20 protein-coding genes and 1 rRNA gene are annotated in these 20,896 nt (G+C 37.1%); 12 read left to right on the top strand and 9 right to left on the bottom strand.

The genetic code is table 11. From position 1 onward, the window contains the following. Positions 1-91 precede the first annotated feature (91 nt). The 8 genes from IFO69_RS20580 (at position 92) to tsf (ending at position 6,433) form a co-directional block, all read left to right on the top strand. Positions 92-883, top strand: a complete 792-nt coding sequence (locus IFO69_RS20580; RefSeq protein ID WP_192012040.1) for a DUF3108 domain-containing protein — start codon at positions 92-94, stop codon at positions 881-883. A gap of 152 nt (positions 884-1,035) precedes the next feature. Then, positions 1,036-1,725, top strand: a complete 690-nt coding sequence (locus IFO69_RS20575) for a response regulator transcription factor (RefSeq protein WP_192012039.1) — start codon at positions 1,036-1,038, stop codon at positions 1,723-1,725. A gap of 3 nt (positions 1,726-1,728) precedes the next feature. Further along, positions 1,729-2,778, top strand: a complete 1,050-nt coding sequence (locus IFO69_RS20570) for a sensor histidine kinase (protein ID WP_192012038.1) — start codon at positions 1,729-1,731, stop codon at positions 2,776-2,778. Positions 2,779-2,885: 107 nt separating this feature from the next. Further along, a complete protein-coding gene (locus IFO69_RS20565) occupies positions 2,886-3,596 on the top strand; it encodes an RluA family pseudouridine synthase (RefSeq protein WP_192012037.1) in 711 nt (236 codons plus the stop codon). 206 nt (positions 3,597-3,802) lie between these two features. Further along, positions 3,803-4,246 (top strand): 50S ribosomal protein L13, encoded by a 444-nt coding sequence (rplM, locus tag IFO69_RS20560; protein WP_192012036.1) that lies wholly within the window; start codon positions 3,803-3,805, stop codon positions 4,244-4,246. A 12-nt stretch (positions 4,247-4,258) separates the two neighbouring features. Continuing rightward, the gene (gene rpsI / locus IFO69_RS20555; protein ID WP_192012035.1) at positions 4,259-4,645 is read left to right on the top strand and encodes a 30S ribosomal protein S9; all 387 of its coding nucleotides are present in this window, start codon (positions 4,259-4,261) and stop codon (positions 4,643-4,645) included. Between the two features lie 42 nt (positions 4,646-4,687). Then, positions 4,688-5,449, top strand: coding sequence for a 30S ribosomal protein S2 (rpsB, locus tag IFO69_RS20550; RefSeq protein WP_192012034.1), 762 nt, complete (start codon positions 4,688-4,690; stop codon positions 5,447-5,449). 153 nt (positions 5,450-5,602) lie between these two features. Beyond that, complete coding sequence (gene tsf / locus IFO69_RS20545; RefSeq protein ID WP_192012033.1) at positions 5,603-6,433, top strand: translation elongation factor Ts; 831 nt, start codon at positions 5,603-5,605, stop codon at positions 6,431-6,433. Between the two features lie 70 nt (positions 6,434-6,503). Here tsf and IFO69_RS20540 read toward each other — a convergent pair whose 3' ends face one another. Both IFO69_RS20540 and IFO69_RS20535 read right to left on the bottom strand, forming a co-directional pair. Then, positions 6,504-7,793, bottom strand: a complete 1,290-nt coding sequence (locus IFO69_RS20540; RefSeq protein ID WP_192012032.1) for an aminopeptidase P family protein — start codon at positions 7,791-7,793, stop codon at positions 6,504-6,506. Position 7,794: 1 nt separating this feature from the next. Further along, positions 7,795-8,628 carry a glycosyltransferase gene (locus IFO69_RS20535; protein ID WP_192012031.1) on the bottom strand — a complete coding sequence of 278 codons (834 nt, stop codon included), beginning with the start codon at positions 8,626-8,628 and terminating at the stop codon, positions 7,795-7,797. A gap of 135 nt (positions 8,629-8,763) precedes the next feature. Here IFO69_RS20535 and IFO69_RS20530 point away from each other — a divergent pair, with 135 nt between their 5' ends. The 4 genes from IFO69_RS20530 (at position 8,764) to IFO69_RS20515 (ending at position 13,355) form a co-directional block, all read left to right on the top strand. Then, a complete protein-coding gene (locus tag IFO69_RS20530) occupies positions 8,764-9,993 on the top strand; it encodes a M16 family metallopeptidase (protein WP_192012030.1) in 1,230 nt (409 codons plus the stop codon). 2 nt (positions 9,994-9,995) lie between these two features. Then, positions 9,996-10,640: an O-methyltransferase gene (locus IFO69_RS20525; RefSeq protein ID WP_192012029.1), complete on the top strand. Its 645-nt coding sequence runs from the start codon at positions 9,996-9,998 to the stop codon at positions 10,638-10,640. A 211-nt stretch (positions 10,641-10,851) separates the two neighbouring features. Further along, positions 10,852-12,309 carry a LysM peptidoglycan-binding domain-containing protein gene (locus IFO69_RS20520; protein ID WP_225444239.1) on the top strand — a complete coding sequence of 486 codons (1,458 nt, stop codon included), beginning with the start codon at positions 10,852-10,854 and terminating at the stop codon, positions 12,307-12,309. A gap of 53 nt (positions 12,310-12,362) precedes the next feature. After that, positions 12,363-13,355, top strand: a complete 993-nt coding sequence (locus IFO69_RS20515) for a DUF3078 domain-containing protein (RefSeq protein ID WP_192012027.1) — start codon at positions 12,363-12,365, stop codon at positions 13,353-13,355. Here the strand turns inward: IFO69_RS20515 and IFO69_RS20510 are convergent. From IFO69_RS20510 to rrf, 7 genes are all read right to left on the bottom strand, one after another. Beyond that, positions 13,352-13,846: a DNA polymerase III subunit gamma/tau gene (locus IFO69_RS20510; protein ID WP_192012026.1), complete on the bottom strand. Its 495-nt coding sequence runs from the start codon at positions 13,844-13,846 to the stop codon at positions 13,352-13,354. The two genes, IFO69_RS20515 and IFO69_RS20510, sit on opposite strands and share 4 nt — an antisense overlap. A gap of 92 nt (positions 13,847-13,938) precedes the next feature. Next, positions 13,939-15,084, bottom strand: a complete 1,146-nt coding sequence (locus tag IFO69_RS20505) for a DNA polymerase III subunit gamma/tau (RefSeq protein WP_192012025.1) — start codon at positions 15,082-15,084, stop codon at positions 13,939-13,941. 111 nt (positions 15,085-15,195) lie between these two features. Next, complete coding sequence (locus IFO69_RS20500; protein WP_192012024.1) at positions 15,196-17,070, bottom strand: polysaccharide biosynthesis protein; 1,875 nt, start codon at positions 17,068-17,070, stop codon at positions 15,196-15,198. Positions 17,071-17,361: 291 nt separating this feature from the next. Continuing rightward, on the bottom strand, positions 17,362-17,964 hold the full coding sequence (locus IFO69_RS20495; RefSeq protein ID WP_192012023.1) for a sugar transferase: 603 nt from the start codon (positions 17,962-17,964) through the stop codon (positions 17,362-17,364). A 1-nt stretch (position 17,965) separates the two neighbouring features. After that, positions 17,966-19,093, bottom strand: a complete 1,128-nt coding sequence (locus IFO69_RS20490) for a DegT/DnrJ/EryC1/StrS family aminotransferase (protein WP_192012022.1) — start codon at positions 19,091-19,093, stop codon at positions 17,966-17,968. Positions 19,094-19,259: 166 nt separating this feature from the next. Then, on the bottom strand, positions 19,260-20,354 hold the full coding sequence (locus tag IFO69_RS20485) for an MraY family glycosyltransferase (protein WP_225444238.1): 1,095 nt from the start codon (positions 20,352-20,354) through the stop codon (positions 19,260-19,262). Positions 20,355-20,814: 460 nt separating this feature from the next. Further along, positions 20,815-20,896: ribosomal RNA gene (gene rrf, locus IFO69_RS20480) — 5S ribosomal RNA — on the bottom strand; the annotation flags it as partial.

The following is a 20,896-nucleotide window of genomic DNA, read 5'->3' as shown; positions in this document are numbered from 1 at the left end:
GTCGTTTTATTAATTTAGGAATTTGTATTAATAGGTCACTGTCAGTTTGGTATAACTTTTGAACACGGATTCTCAAAGTAACATCCATTATATGTCCTTTCCAATAAGATTATTTTTCATTTTCAACCTTCTCTCTTTTGCCTGTTCAGCGCAGCTAATGGCCCAAACGGAAAGTAAACCCTACAAAAAAGGGGAAGAACTTACTTTTAAAGTAAAGTACCTTTTTTTTAATGCAGCAGAAGCCAAAATGGTCATTGACAATGAAATCCATCAAATCAATGATCGGCCTGCTTATAAAATAGATGTCTATGGAAAAACACTAAGCATCTTCAGCATTTTTAAAGTAAAAGACAACTGGGGCACTTTGATGGATACTGCCCAAAACATCCCATATCGTTCTTACAGACACATTGAGGAAGGAGGCTATAGAAAACACGAAATCATCGATTTTAACCATGAAGAAAAAACCGCTACGGTCAAACTTTATGATAAGGAAAATCGAAAATTAACAAAAACCACTGAACATGATATCTCTCCAGAAATCCAAGATATAGTCAGTGGTTTTTATTACATGCGTCACTTGGATTTGGAGAAACTGAACAAAGGAGACGTCATTTCCATAAAAGGCTTCTTTGACGAAAAAACATATAACTTAAAGTTAATATTTGAAGGAAAAGATAAAATTTCCACAAAGCTGGGGAATTTTGAAACTTTTGTAGTCTCTCCAATTATGCCAAGCAACAAACTTTTCAGTGGAGAAAATCCAATCAAAATGTGGATTACGGATGATAGAAACCGAATTCCGGTAAAAATAGAAGCAGACCTGGTCGTGGGAGCACTTAACATGGAAATCACAGAAGCCAAAAATTTACGAAACAAATAATTAATCTATTGTTAACATTAATTTAACAAATATATCGATTAGCAAAATTTTATATGGAAGATACCTGCTTTTTTAAATCATGAAGCTATTTCTTTTCATAGTTTTTCTAAATTAGCGGTGTTTTTAAGCAATCAACAAACTGGCAAAGTCAAATGAGTGACAAACCAAAAATTAAAGTTCTGGTAGTAGATGACGAACCAGATATTATTGAAATCTTAACCTATAATCTTGAAAAAGAGGGTTATGAAGTAGCTTCTGCTAGTGATGGTATCAAAGCTGTACAAACTGCCACTAAGTTTAAGCCTGATGTCATCCTATTGGACATCATGATGCCTAATCAAGACGGTGTAGAAACCTGCCGGCAAATCCGGGACTTGGAAGAGCTCAAAAACACGTTTGTAATATTCCTTACCGCAAGATCGGAAGAATATTCAGAGGTGGCAGCTTTTGATGTGGGGGCTGACGACTATATCACCAAACCTATCAAACCACGAGCTTTGGTAAGTAGAATCTCCGCCTTATTTAGAAGAGAGTCCAAAAAAGAGCAAGAAGTCTCCCAAATCAAAATCAAAGACCTTACTATCGATAGAAGTAGTTTTACTATAGATAAAGGAGGCAAGACCATCACCCTTCCAAAGAAAGAGTTTGAGCTATTGTATTTCTTGGCAAAAAACCCTAACATGGTATTCAGCCGGGATGAATTGCTTCAGAATATCTGGGGAGCAGATGTATTTGTTTTGGCCAGAACAGTAGATGTTCACATCAGAAAAGTGCGAGAAAAAATAGGAGAAAACTATATTACTACTGTAAAAGGCGTAGGATATAAGTTTGACAATAACTAAAGTATGCTTACAACTTCCAGGGGAATCTCCCTAGTATTGGCTTTTGCTATATCTGCCCTTACTGTCGCATTCCTCTCCTTATTAGATGATGCGACCCCAATGCTACTTACTGTGGCCTGGGGTCTTACGCTTGCCATTTCCTATATCCTTATTAACATCACCCTAGAGTTTCTAATTTTTAAGGAAATCAGCAATATTTATTCAGTATTAGAAAAGATCCAAAAGAAAGACCTTAGTGGAGTAGCTGAAAAACCAAAAAAGAGCTCCATTTCTCCTCTTAGAAAAATAAACAGTACGATCAACTCCTATGCTATCGCAAAAAACAAAGAAATCGAGACCTTACAGCGAAATGCAGCGTTTAGAAGGGAATTCATTGCTGACATCTCCCATGAATTGAAAACACCTATTTTTGCTGCTCAAGGCTATGTACACACCTTGCTTGATGGTGCCGTGGAAGATGTAAAAGTTAGAGATAAATTCCTAAAAAGAGCTGCCAAAAGTCTCAATGCCCTGGATAAACTAGTCCAAGATTTACTTACCCTCAACCAAATGGAGAGCGGAGTGGTTAAATTCCACTTTGAAGTATTTAATATGGTAGAGCTAATTGAGGAAGTAATTGAAGAATTGGAGCACAAGGCGGAAAAAAGACATATCAACATCAGGTTCACATACAATTCTGACAAAAAATTCATGACCAATGCAGATAAGGACAAAATCTACAGAGTCTGCCAGAACCTTATTTCCAATGCCATCAAATACAACCATGAGGGTGGTGAAGCCCATATTTCATTAAACTCTTCCAAAAACGCTTTGACTGTAGACATCAAAGACAACGGCCTTGGAATCCCAGCAGAGGACATTAAAAGAATTTTTGAGCGTTTCTATAGAGTGGACAAAAGTCGATCGAGGGAAATGGGAGGCACAGGACTTGGCTTAGCCATTGTTAAACATATCCTAGAAGGCCATAAGAGCAAAATATCTGTTTCTTCTACCGTTGGAAAAGGTTCACTATTTAGTTTTTCACTTCCACTTCACAAGGTAAAGAAAGATTGAAGAAACAATAAAAGCCCTAATACAATATTTTATTCTGATTGTACTTTAGAAATCTATTATTTTTACCTACTTTTGCACATTGATTTGAAAGGTGTAAGCACGGCTATATGAAAAAAGTAGATTTTGAAAACCTTATTCTGTTTCAAAACGAAGACTATATAGTCATTAATAAACCGCCATACTTATCGACCTTAGACGATAGGCATGAAAGACAAAACATCCTTCATTTGGCCAAGAGTCACACTCCAGATGCCCAGGTGTGTCACAGACTGGACAAAGAAACTTCAGGATGTTTGGTAATAGCGAAAAACCCGGAGGCATATAGAAATATTGCCATCCAATTTGAAAACAGAAAGGTAGAAAAAGTCTACCATGCCGTAGTGGATGGGATTCATGAATATGAAAACCAACTTGTGGACCGAAATCTGGTAGCAACCAATAATGGAATTGCAAAAATCAGCATCAAGGGAAAGCCCGCTACCACTTACTTCAACACATTAAGAACCTATTATGCTCATTCTTTGATTGAGTGTAAACCAGTGACAGGAAGGCTTCACCAAATCAGGATACATTTATCCTTTTTGAATTCCCCGATCTGTGGTGATGAAATGTACGGAGGCAAGAACTTATACCTATCAGATCTCAAAAGACGATTTAACCTTAAAAAAGGCACAGAAGAGCTTCCAATTATGCAGCGGGTTTCACTGCACGCCTATTCGATAGCATTTGAGGGATTGGATGGAAACATGATCAATGTATCAGCCCCCTACCCCAAAGACTACGCAGTATTGATTAAGCAACTGGAAAAGAATGCTTAAGGCCCAAAAAAGCCTTAGCCATCTTATCAATCCATTCTTCAATACTGAAAATTTTCACCGGGAGACGAATTAAAATTTCGCTATCCTCGTGAAAATTAGGCAGTAAACCTTCGGATATTTTGCATATGTTTGGAAATCCTCATATCTTTGTGTCCCTTTTTGAGGGTGAAATGTATTTAACAAGCTAATAATTAAACATTTACACAGTGGATACTTTAAGCTATAAGACCGTATCAGCAAACAGTGCTACAGTACAAAAGAACTGGGTAATAGTGGACGCCCAAGCTCAAGTACTAGGTAGATTTGCAAGTGAGGTAGCGAAAATTCTAAGAGGAAAAAACAAGCCTAGCTTTACTCCTCATGCAGACTGCGGAGACAATGTAATTGTCATCAATGCAGACAAAATCAGGTTAACCGGTAAGAAGTGGGATGAGAAAGTATATGTTCGTCACACAGGTTTCCCAGGTGGTCAAAGAATCTCTACTCCTAAATTATTAAAGGAGAAGTCTTCTGCAATTCTTATCGAAAAAGCAGTAAAAGGTATGTTGCCTAAAAACAGACTAGGGAATAAGTTGTATACCAATCTTTATGTGTACGAAGGTGCTGAGCATCCTCATGAAGCACAACAACCAAAAGAAATTAAATTATAATTTGATCATTCCATGGAAGTTATCAATACAATCGGTAGAAGAAAAACATCTGTTGCAAGGATCTATATGAAGCCGGGCAAAGGTGAAATCACTGTAAATAACAGAAGCATTGAATCTTATTTCCCGTTTGACCTGCACCAGATTGTAGTTAAGCAGCCTCTTACTTTGGTAAACGAAGCAGAAGCTTACGATATCAAAATCAATGTAGACGGTGGAGGAATCAAAGGTCAGGCAGAAGCAGCTAGAATGGCTATTTCAAGAGCACTTTGTGAAATCAACGAAGAGCACAGACCTGCCTTGAAAAAAGAAGGATTCCTTACTCGTGACCCAAGAATGGTTGAACGTAAGAAACCAGGACGTAGAAAAGCTAGAAGAAGATTCCAGTTCTCTAAACGTTAATCTGGACCATACTCAGATATTATTTAAAACATATATATTTAAATGGCTAAAATCGAATATAAAGACTTACTGGATGCTGGTGTTCACTTTGGACACTTAACAAGAAAGTGGGATCCTAGAATGGCACCGTACATCTTCATGGAGAAGAACGGTATACACATTATTGATCTAAACAAAACGCTCGTTTGCCTTGAAGAAGCATCCAACGCAATCAAGCAAATCGTTCGCTCTGGCAAAAAAATCATGTTCGTTGCTACTAAGAAGCAAGCTAAAGACTTGGTAGCTGAAGAAGCGGCAAGATTGAAAATGCCTTTCGTAACTGAAAGATGGTTAGGTGGTATGATGACTAACTTTGCCACTATTAGAAAGTCATTGAAGAAGATGTCTTCCATCGACAAATTGATGAAAGAAGAGTCTTACACAAGCCTAGCAAAAAGAGAGCGCTTAATGATTACAAGACAGCGTCAAAAATTGGAAAACGTATTGGGAGGTATTGCTGACCTTACCCGTCTTCCTGCTGCGCTTTTTGTAGTTGATATCAAAAGAGAACACATCGCGATTGCCGAAGCTAAAAAGCTTGGTATTCCTGTATTCGCATTGGTAGATACAAACTCAAACCCAGGTGAAGTTGACTTCCCTATCCCTGCCAATGACGATGCGTTTAAATCCATTTCATTATTGGTAAAAGCTGTTGGCGCTGCTATCGAGGAAGGTCTTTCAGAAAGAAAGAAAGACAAGGAAGAGGCTAAACTCTCTGAAGAAGAAGAAGCAAAAAAAGCTGCTGACGCGGAAACCAAAGAGTAATCCACTATGATTTAATAATAACAGAAAATTGAACATACGGTAAACTACCTATGTTCAATTTTTTTGTTATTACCTATTCGTTTCAGGTTTGCTAAAATCTTGAAAACGAAACGTTTTAATAAAAGTCATCATCACTATTAAAAATATCAAACAATGGCTATTACTGCACAAGAGGTAAACAAACTAAGACAAATGACCGGCGCCGGTATGATGGACTGTAAAAAAGCCCTTACTGAAGCTGAAGGAGATTTTGAAAAAGCGGTTGATATCTTAAGGAAAAAAGGACAAAAAGTATCTGCTTCCCGTGCTGATCGTGAAACTAAAGAGGGTGTGGTAGTTACTAACGTAAGTGCCGACAAATCTCAAGGTGTGCTTTTGACCCTTACTTGTGAAACTGACTTCGTTGCTAAAAATGAAGAATTCGTAGCTTTCGCAAATGCTATTCTTGACTTAGCAGTAGAAAAAGGTGCTACTAGTAAAGAAGAAATTATTGGCTTACCATTTGAAAGCATCACTGTAGGTGAGAAGATCATCGAAATGACTGGTAAAATTGGTGAGAAAATTGAAATCAGCAACTTCGTGGTAGTGAATGGTGAGGCTGTTGTTCCTTACATCCACTCTAATGGTAAATTGGGCGTATTAGTTGCCCTTAAAAACGTTGGTGGAGCTGATGTGGAAGAAGCTGGTAAAGACGTTGCGATGCAAATCGCTGCGATGAGCCCTGTTGCTGTTGATAAAGACGGCGTGGATGCTTCTACAGTAGAAAGAGAAATTGCCGTCGGTAAAGAGCAAGCTCTAGCAGAAGGAAAGCCTGAAGCAATGATCGAAAAGATCGCTATGGGTAAATTGAATAAATTCTACAAAGAAAACACTTTGTTGAGCCAAGCTTTCGTAAAAGATAGCAGCAAAAGTGTATCTCAATACCTAGACAGTGTTTCTAAAGGTCTGACAGTAGTAGACTTCAAAAGAATATCTATCGGATAATCCTTTCCGAAAAGTCATAAAAAAGACCACAAGCTTTGGGCCTGTGGTCTTTTTTATTTTCTTAAATCCTTTAGAAGTTCATTATTTCTTCAATCTCTTCCACTTCAATAGGAATATTGGCCATCAAATCCAAGTTCCTATTCTCTCCTATCACATAGTTGTTTTCCAATCTTATTCCAATACCTTCTTCACGGATATAAATCCCTGGTTCCACAGTAAACACCATACCTTTTTGAATAGGCTCGTAAACCGAACCCACATCGTGAACATCCAAACCCAAATGATGGGAAGTACCATGCATAAAATACTTTCTGTATAAAGGATTAGCTGGATCCTGATTTTTGACATCTGTTCTATCTAGCAAACCCAATCCTACCAATTCTGACTCCATCACCTTACCAACCTCCTTTTGATATTCCTGAATAGCCACACTAGGCCGGAGCATATTTACAGCCTCTCTTTTCACCCTTAATACAGCATTATAAACTGATTTTTGCCGCTCATTAAACTTCCCACTCACCGGAACAGTCCTGGTCATATCCGCATTATAGTTACCATATTCTGCCCCAACATCCATTAGGATCAAATCTCCAGATTGGCATACTTGATCATTTTCCAAATAGTGTAACACACAACTATTATAGCCTGAACCAATAATTGGTTCATAGGCGAAGCCTCTACTTCCTTGTCTTAAGAACTCATGCATGTATTCAGCTTCTATTTCATACTCCATGACCCCTGGCCCAATGAAGGTCAAAACTCTCCGAAATCCCTTTTCTGTAATATCACACGCCCTCTGAATCTGCTCTACTTCCTCTTCTTCTTTGACAGATCTCAAAGTCTCCACGATGGGCGCCAATCTACAAAACTCGTGTAAAGGATAATATTTTTTAATCTTTTCAATTTCACGGGCATTCTTTGTCACAATTTCATGTGAAGCACCTCTGTGCTCGTTGGTAGAAAGGTAAATATGCTCTGCATAAGCCGTGAGCGTGGCCAAAGTTGCTTCATAATTTGATGTCCATTGGACGTTCTTGATACCAGAAAGCTCTTCAGCTCGTTTTTTTGTAAGCTTATTACCTTCCCAAATAGCAATATGTTCATTGGTCTCCCTTACTAAAAGTATCTCCCTCATCGATTCATTTGGAAAATCTGGACACATCACTAAAATAGTTTCCTCCTGATCTATTCCGCTCAAATAAAACAGATCATTGTTTTGCCTGAATTTCATGGTTCCATCGGCATTGGTAGGCATCACATCATTTGAATGAATAATCACCAGCGACCTAGGATTCAATTTTTGCTTCAGCTTTGATCTATTTTTTATATAGACTCTTTGATCCAAGGGATTATATCTCATACTAGAATTTGTTTAGGCCATTTTCACATACATATTTCTTTTGGGCGATATTGCTCTCCATCAATCGCATATTTTCCTCTTGATCTGTCCAACTCTCTTTATGATGAAGGTGGTATTGAACAGCTAGGTTACGGACAGATTTGATACGGCAACCCACCCCCTCAAATCTCCAGAGAAGATCAATGTCCTCCCCTACCGCTGGCCGAATGTAGTCCTCATCAAACCCATTTATATCGTAAATTGCCTTTTTGTGGAAAGACATATTGCAACCTTTCAATTGGCGCATTGATCTTTTCCTCACCAAAAAACCTAAAATACCCTTAGGGTCTATGAAAAAGCCTTCCTCAACAAACTGCGCCCCTCTCTTCTTCACATTATTAAAATTCTTCTTCAAAAACCTATTCATCTCCTCTACAGGTATTTCTCCGGACAACAAAAGTTGGGATGTCTCTTGATCCAACTTTATTCTTTTGCCGGCAAGAATTGATTTAGGGTCAGCAAGCTCAAGGTGAAATTCCATAAAGCGAGGATGGAGCACACAATCCCCGTCAATGAAAACCAACCAATCTGCTTTGGCAGAACGTATCGCCTCGTTCAAAGCGCTGTTCTTCTGCCAACCTTTATCTTCTCTACTAAGGTGCTGGAATTGATGCTTAAATTGGTAATTATCAACAAATTTTTTCATCTCCTCCGAGTCACCGTCTTCGGAAATAATAATTTCAAAATTATTCTCTGTTTGATAAGCCAAAGAATCCAATACTGCTTTTAGAAAATCTGTGTTTTTGTAAACTGAAACAATCAATGAAGCCTTCAGTTCTGTGCTATTCACCATCATGGTTTATTTTGAAGTCGTTTGTCGAAACAAGTCCTTATTTCAACAAGATAAAATTAACATATTAAAAGCCTCAAAAAAAATATCCCGATAAAGTACATTATTTTTGTAATTTCAAAGTTGAAAGAGATTTAATACATGTCATATAATATCAAAGAGTTACAGAATGGAATTCGAATAGTCCATCACGAGGTTACTCATACTAGGTTGGTACATTGCGGATTTATTCTCGATATTGGAAGCAGGGATGAAACGTTTGAACAAGCTGGACTTGCGCATTTTTGGGAGCACATGGCTTTTAAAGGTACAAAAAAGAGAAAAGCTTTTCACATTCTCAACAGGCTAGAATCAGTAGGAGGTGAGTTAAACGCCTATACTACCAAAGAAAAAATATGCTTTTATTCCACCATTCTTAAGGAACACTTTAATAAAGCTGCTGAACTTTTGTATGACATTACTTTTCACAGCACCTTTCCAGAAAAGCAGATAGAGAAAGAGCGCCAGGTAATCCTTGAAGAAATGGCCATGTACCGTGATTCACCGGATGATGCCATTCAAGATGAGTTTGATGAAGTAGTCTTTCAAAACCACTCACTTGGCCGAAATATCCTTGGTACAGAAGACACGGTCAATTCATTTGTCCAAACAGACTTCTTTGATTTCATCTCCACCAGAATGGATACTTCAAAAATTGTATTTTCTGTAGTGGGAAATATCTCATTTAACAAAGTCCTCAAGCAACTGGAACCGAAACTGAATGAAATCCCCACCAAGAAAAGCTTATACATTAGAAGTGATTTTGGTCATTATACACCTTTACAAAAAACCATTCATAAAGATATTACCCAATCCCATTGTGCTTTAGGAAAGCCAGCCTACTCACTTTATCACCCAAAGAGATACAAACTATATCTACTCAACAACATCCTTGGGGGACCTAGCATGAACTCCAGGTTGAATTTGGCACTTAGGGAAAAATATGGCTACGTTTACAGTGTAGAATCAGCGTATCAAGTTTATAGAGATACTGGTTTCATTGGGATATTTTATGGAACGGAAGAAAAAACTGCTCCAAAGGCGCGAACCTTGGTCATGAAAGAGTTGAAAAAACTGAGAGAGAAAAAACTAGGCACACTACAACTACATATGGCCAAAGAACAAACCATTGGTCAAATGGCCATGGCTGAAGAAAACTATGCTGCTCTCATGCTAGTCTTTGGAAAAAACCTTTTGGACAAAGGCAAGATTGATTCTTTGGATCATATATTCAGTATCATCCGCAATACCACATCTGAAGAACTTCAGGATATTGCTCAGGAAGTTTTCAGAGAAGACGAACTAAGTTATCTAACCTATTTACCCAATTAGACATGGAATTTATCAGTGAACAACTCCTCAGCTACTGTGAAACACATACCACTGCTGAAGATGAACTTTTGCAGCTTATCAGCAGGGAAACACATGCCAAAGTCCTTATGCCGAGAATGCTATCTGGTCACCTCCAAGGAAAGACACTAGAGCTTTTTACGAAAATGCAAAAACCCAAAGTGGTATTGGAAATAGGAACCTATACTGGCTATTCTGCCATTTGTATGGCAAGGGGACTGGAAACAAACGCCAAGCTGATCACATTGGACATTAATGATGAATTGGAAGAAATGGTCAGAAGCTTCTTTGAAAAATCAGGCCTCTCCTCACAAATAGAGTACAAGCTTGGAAATGCTATGGATATTATACCCAGTCTAGATGAGAAGTTTGATATGGTATTTATAGATGCGGATAAGAAAAATTATTCCAACTACTATGATTTGGTCATTGACAAGGTAAATTCAGGGGGACTGATCATGGCAGATAATGTGCTTTGGTCAGGAAAAGTACTGAAAGATTCATCAGAAAAAATAGACAAGGACACCAAAGCAATAATGGATTTTAATGACATGGTCAATGCTGATCCAAGAGTTGAAAATGTACTGTTTCCAATTAGGGATGGGATCTTAATGGCTCGAAAACTATAAATAGTTATTTTCTTAAAAGCATAATTTCATATATTATTCTGGATTTCGGAACGTTTTAATCTGTAATTGCTTATCTCTTTAGTGATCTTGCCACATGTTTTCTTCTAAGTTTAAATTACTATCCTGTTTTCTTTTTATCCTATTCGTAACACTTTCTCCGTTACTTTATGCTCAGGCCCCTAGGGTACCCAATAGCATTAAGTTTGCAAATATGACTTTGCATCTTAATGATCAAGCCCAAAGAGATATCCAACTGGATGTGGATGCACTTTGCAGAAACCCAAGCTATTTTAAGGTTAAATTAGAAAGAGTTAACCTTTACATGCCTATCATCGAAAGAGTTTTGAGAGAGCAAGGTGTACCTGACGATGTCAAATACTTGGTAATTCAGGAAAGTGGATTAATCCCGGATGCTATCTCTACTTCAAATGCAGTAGGCTTTTGGCAATTTAAAAAAGGCACTGCTCAAGAAGTTTTCCTACAGGTAGACAACCAAATAGACGAAAGAAAAAACATTGTCGCTTCAACTCGTGGAGCAGCTTTGTACTTAAAGAAACACAATAACTATTTCGACAATTGGGTCTGTGCTTTGGTTTCTTACCAAATGGGACTTGGTGGCGCAAAGAATTACTTCGGAAGCCAGTATAATGGCAACAAGTCAATGAAGATCACCAAAAATACCCATTGGTACTTTAAAAAATACTTGGCACATAAAATTGCCTTTGAAAACCAAATTGGAAAATTCACCAGCAACCAACACCTAGAGGAAATCGCTGTACAAGGTCCCACTTCATTAGGAGAGCTTGCCAGAAACCTAGGGGTATCAGAAGATCATTTAAAAGAGTATAATAAATGGGTATCTGGAAAAAAAATCCCTGAGGGAAAGACCTATGCCCTCACATATATTACTGCGGGGTCTGCGCCCCTCAAACCTGTCCTAATATCCAGTCAAAACGCCTCTTCTTCAACTGAGCCAACAAAAGCAGTAGGCACTACAGCCAAAAACGCAGCTGGGTTTCCTAAAATAACAGGAATCCAAACCAAACCTTATGAAGCGGGACAAATTAAAATAAATGGGATTAAAGGTATTATCGCTCCAGTAAATTCCAACCCAGCGGATTTTGCAGAAAGAATCGGTGTAAAAGAGGGTAAATTCAAACGGGTAAACGACCTTTCCAAATCAACCCAGGTTGTTCAAGGGAATTACTATTATATCAAGAGAAAAAAAGGCAAGGCAGCAGTTGAAACCCATGTAGTTCGAAAAGGAGAAACACTTTGGGAAATTTCGCAGGCGTACGGAATTAGGTTACATTCATTAAAGGCAAAAAACAGAATTTACAAAGATGAAGATTTGAGGGAAGGGATGATTTTAAAACTCAGGGATTACAGAAGAAGAAACGAACCAATTCAATATCAGAAGGTAGCCCCTCCTCCAGCTGCTCAGCAGGCTAATTATATTCAACAACCTACCTCCAACCAAAACAAGGTACACCCTGAGCCTACCACCTCCAAGTCCATCTCTCAGACTCATACTGTAGCAAAAGGGGAAACCTTATATGGAATCGCTAGAAAATATGGCGTAAGTGTTGCTGATATACAAAACTGGAACAACATTGCTAACCAATCTATCATACAGGTTGGCCAAAAGCTAATCATCAAAAAGAACTAATTACAATCTTTTAAGAAATGTATATTTGTAACTCAATAAATTTTCAGTCCTAAATGGTCAAATACTTTGCATTTTTATTGATATTCTTTTTAACCACCTTCCATTTTGCTTCAGCCCAAGATGGTAATCCACAAATCGTACCGGATACCGTACTCATCAATGGAGACACATTGATCATGCTAGGAGACAGCCTAATAGTAAAAGAGGAAGTCAAAGAAACCTACTGGAAGTCCGGCGGAAATTACAACCTAAGTGTACAGCAAGTCAGTTTGTCCAATTGGGCTGCAGGTGGAGCTAGTTCCTTTGCTTTGAATACCGGCGTTAGCCTTTTTGCCAATTATAAAAAGAACAAAAAAATCTGGGAAACCTCTTTGACCATCAATTTTGGTTTCAACAGACAGGCCGATAGATCTTATAGAACAAGAAAAACAAATGACAACTTTAAGTTTGTCAGCAAATATGGACGAGAGCTCTCAAAGGGTTTTTATATGTCCACGCAACTTGAAGCAAGAACCCAACTATTGGAAGGCTACAAATACTTTAAGCCCTCCGGATCAGACTTAGATTCAAGAAATCTCATTTCTGATTTATTAAGCCCTGGTTATGTACAATCATCAACAGGTCTTAACTATCAAAAGGAAAAAAAAGACTTTAAGTTCTCTGCCATTCTATCGCCTTTTACTGGTCGTTTCACTATTGTCCTGAATGATTCCTTGAGCCAAGCAGGGGCTTTTGGTGTGATTCCGGGAGACCCGGTAAGACCTGAAGCAGGAGCTTCCTTAGGTACCTCTATCAACACCAAAGTGATGGAAAACATTACATGGAAAGCTGACCTCAACCTATTCTCCAATTATGGTAAGTTTGGTAATATGGTCGTTAACTTTAACTCCACCATCAGTATGAAGGTCAATAAGTATATTAGTACCAGAATTGAAACGGTATTGATCTATGACGAAAACGTTTATATAGAAATGGAAGACGGGGCCAAATCGAGGGCCATTCAGCTCCAGAATTTAATTAATTTTGGTCTAGGCATAGACTTTTAAAAGTCTGTTTCTAAGCCAAACCTTTTTTGAAGCTCTTTCAGAGCTGGTGATTTCTTGGTCAAATAAGCTAACTTATCTGTTGAGGTGTATAACTTTTTCTCCTCACTTACTGCATCTTCCTTTACCTCAAAGTCTAGCTCTACTAAATCGTTTTGGAGTTTCTTCTTAACTATCCCCATTAACTCAGGCTTAAGCTTCACAAACAAGTGTTCTTGAAGCTCTCCGTTTAGAAAAAAGTTAATTTTACTTCCATTAACTTGATAAGGCTGTTTGAGAACGGTACATTCCAAGTGTTTCTTCTGAGACTTGAACGACGCTATAATATCTTCCAATACAGCGCCAAACTTACCTTGATCAAATGGCGTGCTCCTAAGCTCTTGACCAGACAGCACATCTTCCTTTTCAGGTTTGGTTGCAACGGAATTTTCTTGCTCTTTAAGTTGATCTTTAACCTTTCTTTTCACCTCGGAAATATTCGAGGGAATAGGCATAGTTTTCTTTAATTCCTTCTTGACAGTCTGTACAGATCCTGATCCAGATTGGTTTGGCCCGGTACTATTGGAATCAGAAAGTTTCTTCTTAGCTAGTCTTTTTTTTTTGTCTCTTCTTGAGCCAATGCAGCCAATGAAATGGCCTGAGGGAGTTTGGCAAGCTTCATCAAGGCCAATTCAACGTGCAATCTTTGATTTTTACTTCCCTTGTAATGGATATCACATTGATTACAGATATTCAATGCTGACAACAAAAAAGACAGGTTAGACTTTGCGGCTTGCTCTACATATCTCTCTTGAGCACTTTCTGAAACTTGCAATAGCTCAACAGTTGCTGCATCCTTACATACCATCAAATTTCTAAAGTGCTCACTCAATCCAATGATAAAATTGTGTCCATCAAAACCCTTCTTGAGGATTTCGTCAAAAATCAACAATACATTAGATATACTTTCCTCCAATAATGACTCTGTTACCTTGAAATAATAATCATAATCCAGAATATGAAGGTTATTGATAGTTTCTGAGTAGGTCAGCTTATTACCCGCTGAATAAGTAACAATCAAATCAAAAATAGAAAGGGCATCCCTAAGCGCACCATCAGCCTTAGCGGCAATTAATCTGAGTGCTTCATCCTCATAACCAATATTTTCTTGAGAAGCGATATATTGTAAATGTTCCGATATATCTTTTATCTGAATTCTATTAAAGTCAAATATTTGACAACGGGACAATATGGTAGGGATAATCTTGTGCTTCTCTGTGGTAGCTAGAATAAAAATAGCATACTTTGGTGGTTCTTCCAGTGTTTTCAAGAAAGCATTAAATGCTTGTGTAGAAAGCATATGAACCTCATCAATTATATAGATTTTGTAGGATCCTTTTTGCGGTGCGTACCTTACTTGGTCCACCAAATTTCTAATATCATCCACAGAGTTATTAGAAGCCGCATCTAGTTCATGTACATTAAAGGAGCTATTGGTATTGAAGGCCTTGCAAGACTCACATTCATTACAAGCTTCGAAGTCTGAAGAAAGGTTCTCGCAATTTATAGTTTTTGCCAAAATTCTGGCGCAGGTAGTCTTGCCCACCCCTCTTGGCCCACAAAACAAAAATGCTTGCGCCAAATGGTTGTTTTTTATAGCATTCTTAAGGGTAGTAGTGATGTGCTGCTGCCCAACTACACTTTTAAAATTGGAAGGTCTATATTTTCTTGCTGAGACTACGAAATTTTCCATCACCGCAAGATATAAAATTCTTAGAATTTAGACTTGTTAAAAAAGCAAAATCCAAGCTTCATTTTATTAAGAATCTGATTTACAACCAAATCAATTCCCAATTAAAATGAATCAATTAAGACGATCCAGCATAGTAAACCTAGAAGTATTGCTAATATACTCAGGGACAATCGATTTGATGTGTCGAACAATATCTGTTTCAGAGTTAATAATCAATAATCTTTCGAAAAATTCAACCTGATAATTGATTCGATTAAACCCAACAGGAGACATTTTGATCACTTTTATCTTTGGATGATGCGTAACCTGCAATTCTTCCGTATTACATACCAACTCCTCATACAGTTTTTCACCGTCTCTTAACCCTGTGAAGACAATTTTTATATCCTTCTCTACTTTTTTATCACTAAGCATGATCATTTTCTTGGCCAAATCCAATATTTTGACAGGCTCTCCCATATCAAAAATAAATATTTCCCTTCCTTTAGACATTGTACCTGCTTCCAATATTAGCTGGCATGCTTCGCTAATGGTCATAAAGTAACGAGAAATGTTCGGGTCAGTAACAAATACAGGCCCTCCTTGTTCTATCTGCTTCCTAAACAACGGTATAACTGAGCCATTGGAACCAAGTACATTTCCAAACCGAGTTATTGCAAACTTAGTTGTCTGTCCCTGTTCAGCATCCAAATATTCGCTTAATGCCTGAATGTACAACTCTGCAATTCTCTTAGAAGCCCCCATGACATTTGTAGGGTTAACTGCCTTATCTGTACTTACAAACACAAACTGTTCAACATTATGAAACACAGACAAATCTGCTAAATTTTTGGTAGCCAAGACATTACTAGTCACAGCTTCTTCTGGATAAGTTTCCATCATAGGAACGTGCTTGTAAGCAGCTGCATGATAAACAATATCCGGCTTATATTCTTTAAAGATTTGTTCCATCTTCTTTACATCCCGAATATCCACTAAAATAGGCTTAATAGGGGACTTCCAATTTGCAGACTTAAATTCCTGTTCAACATTATACAAAGCCGATTCGGCTTTATCTGCCATTATGAGCAGATCAGGTTTATTCGTGATGATCTGTCTACATAATTCACTCCCTATAGAACCTGCTGCTCCTGTAACTAAAACTACCTTTCCACTAATTTGCTGAAAGACTTTAGGGTTATCTAAAGAAATCTCTTGCCTGCACAACAAATCCTCTATTTTGATTTTCCTTATTTTCCCAGCACTAAAATCGCCTTTTACCCACTCATCAATAGAAGGGACAATACTGACCTTGATATTAAGCTTTAAGCACTCCTCGATAATTTCTCTTTTTCTTTTGGGCGAAATAAACATTACTGAAATCAACAAATCTGTAATTCCCAATTCTTCCTGAAGCTGAGTTAGTTTATCCAATCCACAATAGACTGGTAAGCCACCTATCTTCTCTCCCTCTTTACTAGGATCATCATCCAAAAAAGCATAAATTTTTTGCTTAGAACCGGTTTCAGAGGTTAATGCAATCCTAGAAAGTCTTCCCGCTTCACCTCCTCCGAAAATCACAATTTTCCTATGAGGATATTTCCCAGAAATATAGTATGAGTATACCTCTTTGAAAAGTAACCTATAGAACGTCATTACAAAGAAGGAAACCAATGCGGCAATAATAAGTACCGATAAGGGCAGAAAATAATCCATTCCAGACCATAATTCTACCAGCTCCCCTGCAAAGTAGGTTACTAAAAAAGACACTGACACAATCTTTATGACCGCGACAATGTTACTAAACCCTGCCTTACTTCCCATCCAATCACATCTCTTACAAAGTATCCCCACAACCATACCAATGAATGCAAACAAAAAGCTGCTTTCAATGATAGAGTAATCTTCCATCAAATCCCACTCAAAATTGAGTCTAATAAAAAATGCTAAAATGATTGATTGAAAAAGAACCGCAGCGTCCAATATTCGGGCGATTAACTTTATCATATTACTATGTTTGCTTAAAAATGTCATTATTTCAAATCAAAATCAATAGTTAAACTGCAAAAGATTTTGATCATTTCAAACAAACTAATACTCTCAACCTACGCAACGGTCAACAAGCACTCAACATAATGTATTTCATGTATTTAAATACAACATACATTTACATTTGTTTCATTTAAAACTAATCAAATAATAAAATATTATGTTGATATCTATAAACAAACACTCCTAAAATAAAAACAAAAATACTACAATTATCACAAAAACCACAGGCGTATTTCTCTTCAAAAGCTATTCATTACCTAAAAATGGTTTAACTTCCTCCCCTTGAGTATAAATTTCTTGTGATTTAAAAATTTGAAAAAATGATTTTATTAAAATCTTGGCATCGAGACTTAAACTTTTACTGTTAACATATTCAATATCATATGAAAATTTCTCCTCCCATGAAATCGAATTTCTTCCATTTACCTGAGCTAAACCAGTTATACCTGGCCTTACCAAATGCCTCTTGGCTTGATCCTCGTCGTACAAAGGTAAATAATTAACCAGCAAAGGCCGTGGTCCAATCAAACTCATATTGCCCATTATAAGATTAAAAAACTGTGGTAATTCATCAATTGATGTCTTTCTTAAAAATCTTCCTATTGGAGTCAAACGGTCCTTATCAGACAATAACTTCCCATACCGGTCCTTTATAGGTCTCATTGTCTTAAATTTAATAATATTAAAAACCCTATTATTTTTACCGACCCTTTTTTGTAGAAAAAAAGGGTTTTCTCTTAATTCAATAAATAAAACTATTATAAGCAGAGCTATTAAAGGCGAAAAGAGTACTAAACCAAATACACCAAAAAATCGATCAAAAACAGGCTTAATTATCAAGTTATACATCTTAACTAAAAAGGGGGGACATAAACTCATTAAGTAAATCGGTGACCTTGAACAATTGTTCTTCTCTTAAACCGCTTCCTGAGGGTAAGCAAATACCTTTATAAAATAAATTCTCTTCAAGCCTATCTCCAAAATAATCACAGTCCTTATATAAGGGCTGTAAATGTATAGGCTTCCAAACAGGCCTAGTCTCTACAAAATTTTCTCTTAGGTAATGTTGTAGTTTAACGGAAATACTGGTATCGGGAACAATCACAGCCGTCAGCCATCTATTACTAAAATCTTCACTATGACCTTCTTGAAAAGTAATATGCCCGTTAGCTTCAATGTTCCTTTTGTAATGTTCGTAAGCAGCTCTCCTTTTCCTTATTTTATAATCTATCTTCTTAAATTGAGTAAAGCCCAAAACAGCGTTTAAATTACTAAAGGCATAATTAAAGCCTAGTTCGCTATGCTCATAATGTGGCGCAGGGTCTTTGGCTTGAAGCCCTAAGAATCTGGCCTTAGTGATTAATTCTTCCGACTTGGCTAATAATGCTCCTCCCCCACCTGTCGTAATGATCTTGTTGGCGTTAAATGATAAAACTCCTAAATCGGCTAATGTCCCGCAAAAGCCTTTGGAAGTTTTTGACCCTAGTGCTTCCGCGGCATCCTCTATCACAGGAACACCGTATTCGTTAGAAAGCCGCATAATTTCTTCCATATTGGCCGGCATGCCATAGAGGTGCACTACAATTATTGCTTTAGCTTGACGTCCTTTTTTCTTTCTATCTTCCAAAGCTGCAGCCAAATAATTCGGAGACATGTTCCAACCTGATACTTCACTGCCTATAAATATTGGTTTTGCCCCTAAGTAAGTTACAGGATTAACCGAAGCAACAAAGGTTAACGATTGACATATTACCTCATCTCCAGATTTTACGTCAAGTAATTTTAAAGCTAGATGAATAGAAGCTGTACCTGAGCTAAACAAGCCAATATGTGGAAAGTTCAAGTAATCACGTAGTTGATTAGTAAAAGCATCAATATACCCACCCACATAACCTACTTCCTTTTTCAGAATTGCCTCATTGACTTCACTACATATAACATCTTCAAATTGGGGTTCTGATAACTTTATCCACTCCATAAATTCTTCACTTCATTTAAGGAACATCAAAGAAAAGGAATTATTACTTAAAAATACAATCCTTCAATTGACAAGAAGAGTGATTAAAAGATCAATAAACACTTAAAACACACATTGTATATATAAAAAAGAAAGAGAATCTATAAAAAAAGCTTTTACACTATGATTAGTTTAAATTAACTTTTTCACTTTTTAGAACACTTTTATCAATTTTAACTTTCCCCCTTACTCCATGGTAAGACCTTTGCGACAAAACTTTTGGTGAATCCCTAACAATATCTTTTACCCTTTTTAAGGTGATTTTATCTAGGATCAGACCAGCACAAATCACGGCACTCCCCACTAGTGGGATCATAACTATGTCTGGCATTTTATAGCTTGCTATTGCTATCAATATAAATAGGATTTTCACACTACCTAAAATCAAGGCAACTTGATCATGCCTGAACCCCATTCTTAATAAAAAATGATGTACATGGCTTTTATCTGCTGCCATAGGAGATTTTCCTTTGCTTGCTCTCCTTATAAAAACCCTTAGTGTATCGTAAAACGGCACAATCATTAAGACTATGCTAGTTGTTAATGGTGCGTCAAATTTAAACATCCCTTCAGGAACAGTACCGTTAGCTTCTATAAACTTAATACACAAAACAGAAAGGGTAAATCCTAATGTCAGCGAGCCGGTATCGCCCATAAATATTTTGGCAGGATGCCAATTGTAAACCATAAAAGAAAGAATTGCCCCAACAAATGTGAAGGCTATAAATCCATATGTTGTATAATCAGAGTAAATAAACCATGAGCCCAAGAATACAAACGTAATCAAGCTCAATGTACTTGCCAGACCATCTAGCCCATCAATTAAATTAAAAGCGTTGGTAAGCCCAATGATTGAAAATATAGTCAAAGAATAGCTGAACCAAATCGGAAGTTCATCAATGCCCAAAAAACCATAAAAACTATGAATTCTTACATCTCCCAAAACAACAACTGTTATGATGGCTATAAGTTGACCGATTAACTTTTGGTAAGCTGTTAACTCCACTAAATCATCCCTTAGCCCTAGTATAAACATGATCCCCAGTCCCATCATAAAAAACCTTATTTCCACCAATTGCTGAAAATTAAGCCATATGAGAACACCTCCTAATAGGGCTAAAAAAATAGCTATTCCTCCCATGGATGGCACTGAATACTTATGAATTTTTCTTCCTCCAGGTTTATCTAGTAGGTTACCTTTCTTAATAAAAAATATCAACATGGGAGTGATGATCACCCCAATGAAAAAGGCTGTCAAAACAGAAAATATAATTAACAACATATAAAAGTCTTAAGAAATTGAAAAAACCAAACTTAGTTACTCCTCCATTATTGTAAACTTTGTAAATCATTAATCCATGCAGAATAATATTGCAAAGTTTTAATCTAATTACCAAAGATAGTGATTTTTTTACAAAAGAATAAAAAATTGGAGGTCTACAAAATATCATTTATAACAATTAATACTTTATTGATTTTATTGAAACAATACCATAATCTTTACACGATTATAATTTTACTACCATTTCAATTATTTTTCTTTGGCATTTAGTAAAGTTCTTGGCTTTTGTGTTTAAGCAACCCGCTATTAAAATACAGCATCAGTACCTGTTTTAAGGTCTTCTTATGTTTTATGGCACAAAAAAAAGCCCCGTGTCCTTGTAGGACAGGGGGCATATAGGTGAGGGCGGCGACCTACTCTCCCGGGTGTAACCCCAGTACCATCGGCGCGACAGGGCTTAACTTCTCTGTTCGGGATGGGAA

Origin of the sequence: Echinicola arenosa, assembly GCF_014841125.1 — a bacterium.
GTDB classification, from domain to species: Bacteria; Bacteroidota; Bacteroidia; order Cytophagales; family Cyclobacteriaceae; genus Echinicola; species Echinicola arenosa.
This window is presented reverse-complemented; position numbering and strand designations above follow the sequence as displayed.